The 6,072-nt window shown below is 68.3% G+C and carries 4 protein-coding genes; 2 read left to right on the top strand and 2 right to left on the bottom strand.

What is annotated here, in order from left to right; genetic code table 11:
* Together DSP71_RS10245 and gdhA are read left to right on the top strand one after the other, a co-directional pair.
* Positions 1 to 1,455 (top strand): phosphoenolpyruvate carboxylase (locus DSP71_RS10245; RefSeq protein ID WP_113681031.1); only part of this gene is annotated, 1,455 nt, incomplete at its 5' end.
* 132 nt (positions 1,456 to 1,587) lie between these two features.
* A complete protein-coding gene (gdhA, locus tag DSP71_RS10240) occupies positions 1,588 to 2,958 on the top strand; it encodes an NADP-specific glutamate dehydrogenase (RefSeq protein WP_113681030.1) in 1,371 nt (456 codons plus the stop codon).
* 64 nt (positions 2,959 to 3,022) lie between these two features.
* Here gdhA and DSP71_RS10235 read toward each other — a convergent pair whose 3' ends face one another.
* Together DSP71_RS10235 and DSP71_RS10230 are read right to left on the bottom strand one after the other, a co-directional pair.
* Positions 3,023 to 4,450 (bottom strand): APC family permease, encoded by a 1,428-nt coding sequence (locus DSP71_RS10235; protein WP_258546367.1) that lies wholly within the window; start codon positions 4,448 to 4,450, stop codon positions 3,023 to 3,025.
* 159 nt (positions 4,451 to 4,609) lie between these two features.
* On the bottom strand, positions 4,610 to 6,072 hold a 1,463-nt coding region (locus tag DSP71_RS10230; RefSeq protein ID WP_113681032.1), incomplete at its 5' end, for an aminotransferase class III-fold pyridoxal phosphate-dependent enzyme.

The following is a 6,072-nucleotide window of genomic DNA, read 5'->3' as shown; positions in this document are numbered from 1 at the left end:
CAGCACCTCATCTGGCAGGTCGAGACCTATGGCTTCCACCTGACCGAGCTCGAGGTGCGTCAGCACTCCCAGGTGCACGCGAAGGCTCTTGCCGAGCTCGATGCGGGCGAAGCCGTCAGCGCACAGACCGAAGAGGTGCTCGACGTCTTCCGCGCGATCGCGGACATCCAGCACGACCGGGGTCTGCGTGCGGCCGGGCGGTACGTCGTCTCCTTCACCCAGGCAGCCTCCGATCTCGCCAACGTGCACCGTCTCGCCCGATACGCGCTCGGCGACGATGCGCCTGTGCTCGACGTCGTGCCGCTGTTCGAGACCTTCGCCGACCTCCAGGCTGCCCCGGGCATCCTCGCCGAGGCCGTGACCTTCCCGGAGTTCCGCGAGCGCATGGCCGCGACCGGCAACCGGCTCGAGGTCATGCTCGGCTACTCGGACTCGTCGAAGGACGTGGGCCCCGTCGCCGCGAACCTGGCGCTGTACGAAGCCCAGGAGAAGATCGCCCGCTGGGCGCAGGACAACGACATCGAGCTGACGCTCTTCCATGGTCGTGGCGGCGCACTCGGACGAGGTGGCGGCCCTGCCAACTCGGCGATCCTGGCGCAGCCGCCGCACTCCGTCGACGGCCGGTTCAAGCTCACCGAGCAGGGCGAGGTCATCTTCGCGCGCTACGGCGAGCCCGCGATCGCGATGCGGCACATCGACCAGGTCGCCGCGGCCACCCTGCTGGCGTCGTCCCCCACCGAGGAGGAGCGCACCAGCCGTGCGGCAGAGCGCTACGCCGAAGTCGCCTCGGCGATGGACGCGGCCTCCCGTGAGCGCTTCTTCTCGCTGGTGAAGGCCGAGGGGTTCGCATCGTGGTTCGCCACCGTGACCCCGATGGAGGAGATCGGTCTGCTCGCGCTCGGCTCGCGCCCGGCACGACGCGGGTTGTCGGTCGAGTCGCTCGAGGACCTCCGCGCCATCCCGTGGGTGTTCGCCTGGACGCAGGCCCGCATCAATCTCGCCGGCTGGTTCGGACTCGGCTCCGCCCTGCAAGCCGTCGGCGACGAGGAACTTCTTGTCGAGGCGTACCGGGAGTGGCCGCTGCTGCGCACCATGATCGACAACGTCGCGATGAGCCTCGCCAAGACCGACGAGCGCATCGCCCGCCAGTACCTCGCCCTGGGCGACCGCGACGACCTGGCCCAGCTCGTGCTGGACGAGCTCGCCCTCACGCGGCGCTGGGTGATCCGTCTCACCGGCGGCACCGGACTCCTCGAGAACAAGCCCGTGCTGCAGCGGGCCGTGCAGCTGCGCAGCCCCTACGTCGACGCCCTCTCGCTCCTCCAGCTCCGGGCGCTGCGTGCCCTGCGTTCGGCGGATCACGGCCCGACCGGCTCCGGAGCCGACGCGGAGCAGCAGCGGCTGCTGCTGCTCTCGGTCAGCGGGGTCGCCGCCGGGCTGCAGAACACCGGGTGACCCGAGCCCTCCCGCCGGGTGCGCTGACGCGGCTGTGGCCGACGCTAGAGTGAAACCTCCGCCTCACCCGGCTCTGCTTTCGCGCGCGACACGATCGCCCGCACCCCATCCCCCACCAGAAAGCCCTTCCGCGTGACCGCTACGTCTCCCGCCGACTTCCATCCGCTCGCCGACTCCGTGCAGCCTGTCTTCGACACGGTGCTCTCCCGCAGCCCGCACGAGCCGGAGTTCCACCAGGCCGTCCACGAGGTGCTGCACTCGATCGCACCCGTCCTGGAGCGTCACCCGGAATACGTCGACGGCGGCATCCTCGAGCGCCTGGTCGAGCCCGAGCGTCAGATCCTCTTCCGTGTGCCGTGGATCGACGACGCCGGGAAGCTGCACGTCAACCGCGGGTACCGCATCCAGTTCTCCTCCGTGCTCGGCCCGTACAAGGGCGGGCTGCGCTTCCACCCCTCGGTGAACCTGTCGATCATCAAGTTCCTGGGCTTCGAGCAGATCTTCAAGAACGCTCTCACCGGTCAGGGCATCGGCGGCGGCAAGGGCGGGTCCGACTTCGACCCGCACGGCCGCTCCGACGCCGAGGTCATGCGCTTCTGCCAGTCGTTCATGAACGAGCTCTACCGGCACCTCGGCGAGCACACCGACGTCCCCGCGGGCGACATCGGCGTCGGCGGCCGCGAGATCGGCTACCTGTTCGGCCAGTACCGCAAGGTCACCAACCGCCACGAGTCGGGCATGTTCACGGGCAAGGGCACCGGATGGGGCGGGGCCGAGGTGCGCACCGAGGCCACCGGCTACGGCGCGGTGTTCTTCGCGCAGGAGATGCTCGCCGTGCACGGCGACTCCCTCGACGGCAAGCGCGTCGGCATCTCGGGCTCCGGCAACGTGGCCATCTACGCGATCCAGAAGGCCACCCAGCTCGGTGCGACCGCGGTCACGGCGTCCGACTCGTCCGGCTACGTCGTCGACGACGCCGGCATCGACCTCGACCTGCTGCGTCAGATCAAGGAGGTCGAGCGCGCCCGCATCGTCGAGTACGCCAACCGTCGCCCGAGCGCCCGCTTCGTGGAAGGCGGCAGCGTATGGGAGGTGCCCGTCGACATCGCGGTGCCCTCCGCCACGCAGAACGAGGTCTCCCTGGCCGATGCGGAGGCCCTGATCGCCAACGGCGTGCGCGCGGTGTCGGAAGGTGCGAACATGCCCTGCGTGCCCGACGCCGTCGACGCCTTCCAGAAGGCCGGAGTGCTGTTCGCCCCCGGCAAGGCCGCGAACGCCGGTGGCGTCGCGACCTCGGCGCTCGAGATGAGCCAGAACGCCTCCCGTCAGCGCTGGAGCTTCGGCGACAGCGAGAACAAGCTCCGCGAGATCATGGGCGACATCCATGGCGCCGCCTTCGACGCCGCAGAGCGGCACGGCGTCCCCGGCGACTACGTGGCCGGGGCCAACATCGCCGGCTTCGAGCGCGTCGCCGCCGCGATGCTCGCTCAGGGCGTCATCTGACCTTCCGGTCGCGATATGTCAGCTGTTTCCACCTTTTGAGCTGACATATCGCGACCGGAGCGGGTCAACTCTCGTCGACCGGCACCTTGACCACCTTGTTGTACCCGGTCACCGCCTGGTTCTCGTCGAACGCGACGACCTTCTTGCGGAAGCCCTTGGTGATGATCGCGAGGTAGACCACCCCGATCGCGGTCCACACCAGACCGCCGCGCAGCGCGTCCTCGTGCAGGTTCGCCCACAACAGGCCGGTGAGCATCATGCCGATCCCCGGCATCACGATGAAGCTGAAGATGTCGCCCGGGGTCTTGCGGCGGCCCTTGCGGATCGCGAACCACGCGATCACCGAGATGTTGACGAACGTGAAGGCGATCAGCGCGCCGAAGTTGATCCACGCCGCGATCAGCTCGAGCGTGAAGGGGATCGCGAGCAGCGAGATGGCGCCCACCAGCACGATGTTGAACGTCGGGGTGTGGGTGCGGGGGTTGATGTAGCCGAACGCCCGCTGCGGCAGCACGTTGTTGCGCCCCATCACCAGCAGCATGCGAGACACCGAGGCGTGCGAGGCGAGACCGGAGGCCAGGGTCGCGCAGAAACCGGCCGCGGTCAGCACGGCCATGAGCACGGGGCCGCCGACCAGGTTGCCGATGATCGGCAGCGTCGAGTCCTCGACGAACTGCATGTCGCCGCCGGGGGCGAACTCGTTCCAGTCGGGGAAACGCAGCTGCGTGAGGTAGCCCGAGATCAGGAAGATCGCCCCACCCAGCAGCACGGTGAGGAGAATCGCCTTCGGCATGATCTTCGGATCCTTCGCCTCCTCCGCGTACATGGTGACGGCATCGAAGCCGATGAACGAGAAGCACACGATCGTGGCTCCCATCAGCACCGCCCCCATGGTGGCGCCGTCGTGGAAGATCGGCGTCAGCGAGGCGACCGTGCCCGCACCGTCGCCGCGCATCAGCTGTGCGATGACCATCACGACGAACACGGCCATCACGACGATCGAGAACACCAGCAGGATCATGTTCATGTTCGAGGTGCCGCGCATCGTCAGGTAGATGATGCTCGTGACGAGGATGCAGTAGAGCACCACCCAGATCCACCCGGGGATCTCGGGGAACAGCGCCTCGAGGTAGCTGCGGATGATGAGGCAGTTCACCATCGGCAGCAGCACGTAGTCGATGAGCGACGTCCAGCCGACCATGAACCCGAGGTTCGGGTGGATCGACTCGCGCACGTAGGTGTATGCAGACCCGGCGCTCGGGATCGCACTGGAGATCTTGCCGTAGCTGATCGCGGTGAAGACCATCACGACCAGGGCCACGAGGTAGGCCGCCGGTACGACGTTGTCGGTGTCTCGGGCGACCATGCCGAAGGTGTCGAACACGACGGTCGGCGTCATGTACCCGAGACCGAGGCCGACGATCGCCCACAGCCCGAGGTTTCTCTTCAGCGTTCCTCCACCTTGCGCGAGCGGCTTCGTCTTCGTGGCCATGGGTACTCCTCGGGGGACAGCGCATGGGTCGGACTTCGGGTCGTCCGACGCTGAGCAACAGTATGGACCGGAGGGAATCATCTGCGCTACGGCGAATTCGGTTCGAAATGCGCTTTTAACAATCGGACGTACCGCGGGATTCGAAGATCCGCGCCGCGGTCACCATCCTTCGGCGAGCACCCGATCCAGCATCGCGACGACATGGTCGGCGCTCTCGGCTGTGAGGCACAGCGGCGGCTTGATCTTCAGGACGTTGGATCTCTCGGAGGTGGTCAGCACGATCACACCGAGCTCCCGCATCCGTTCGCAGATCGCCGCGGCCTCGGCGGCCGCCGGCTCCATCGTGTCGCGGTCACGCACGAGTTCGACGCCGAGATACAGGCCCTCCCCATGCACGACGGCCACCAGCGGATGCCGATCGACGAGGCCGCGAAGCCCCTCGGCGAGGCGGGCGCCGATCACGGCGGCGTTGCGCTGCAGGTCGTCCTCGACCATGGCGTCGAGCACCGCGAGTCCGACACGACAGCTGAGCGAGCTCCCACCGGCCGATGAGAAGAACTGCCCCTGCGTCGACAGCGCGTCGGCGATGCGCTTCGACGTGATCACACCACCGATCGGGTAACCGTTGCCCATGGGCTTCGCGATCGTGACGATGTCCGGCACGACGCCTGCGAGCTCGAACCCCCAGAAGGCGGACCCCATCCGCCCGAAGCCGACCTGCACCTCGTCGGCGATGCACAGCCCGCCCGCCGCCCTGATCTGCGCATAGGCACCATCCAGGTAGCCCTCGGGGAGCACCACTCCGCCCGCGTTGCCGAGGATCGACTCGCAGAGGAACGCTGCGACCTCCCGCCCCTCGTCCTGCAGCCGGTCGAGATCGCTCGCGAGGTCGGCGAGGTAGTCGGCGGCGACATCCGCCCCTCGATACGTGCCGCGGAAGCGGTTGGGCACATCCGCGACGTGCACCCAGTCGGGACGCGTCTCGAGCGCGGAGGGGTTGTCGTACGCGCTGGTGGTGACCGCATCGCTCGCCGCGGTCCAGCCGTGATACGCCTCGCGCAGTGCGACGACCGTGCGTCGTCCGGTCGCGGCCTGGGCCAGACGGATCGCCAGATCGACCGCCTCGGAGCCGCTGTTGACCAGCAGCACGGTGTCGAGTCCGCTTCCTTCCGGCATCAGGGCGAGCAGCCGTTCGCTGTATTCCGCGAGGTCGCGGAACAGGAAGCGGGAGTTCGTGGCCAGGGTGCGTAGCTGGCGGCCTGCCGCCTCCGCGACCTTCGGATGCGCGTGCCCGAGGCCGGCGACGTTGTTCACCATGTCGATGTAGGTGCGCCCTGTGGTGTCGATCAGGTGGTGCCGCCATCCGCGTTCGATCTGCGGAGGACGCTCGTAGTAGCGCTCCTGCGCGGAGGCGAAGATCCGCTCACGTCGCCGCAGTTCCGCGGCCGCGTCGTCGCGCTGCACGAACGACGGCAGCCCGAGCAGCGGTGCGGGGTCGGCGGTAAGACGGCTCCACGCCGGGACGCGCTCGGGCGCGACGAGTGGCGCACCGTCCGCCTGATGCTCCGGAGCATCATCGCTGTGGATGCCGACGGTCAGGCGCCGCGGCTCGAATGCGGCAG

It is taken from the genome of Microbacterium sp. H6, from assembly GCF_003314775.1.
Classification (GTDB): Bacteria; Actinomycetota; Actinomycetes; order Actinomycetales; family Microbacteriaceae; genus Microbacterium; species Microbacterium oxydans.
The sequence above is the reverse complement of the archived record's forward strand: the minus strand, read 5'-3'. Positions and strand labels throughout refer to the sequence as shown.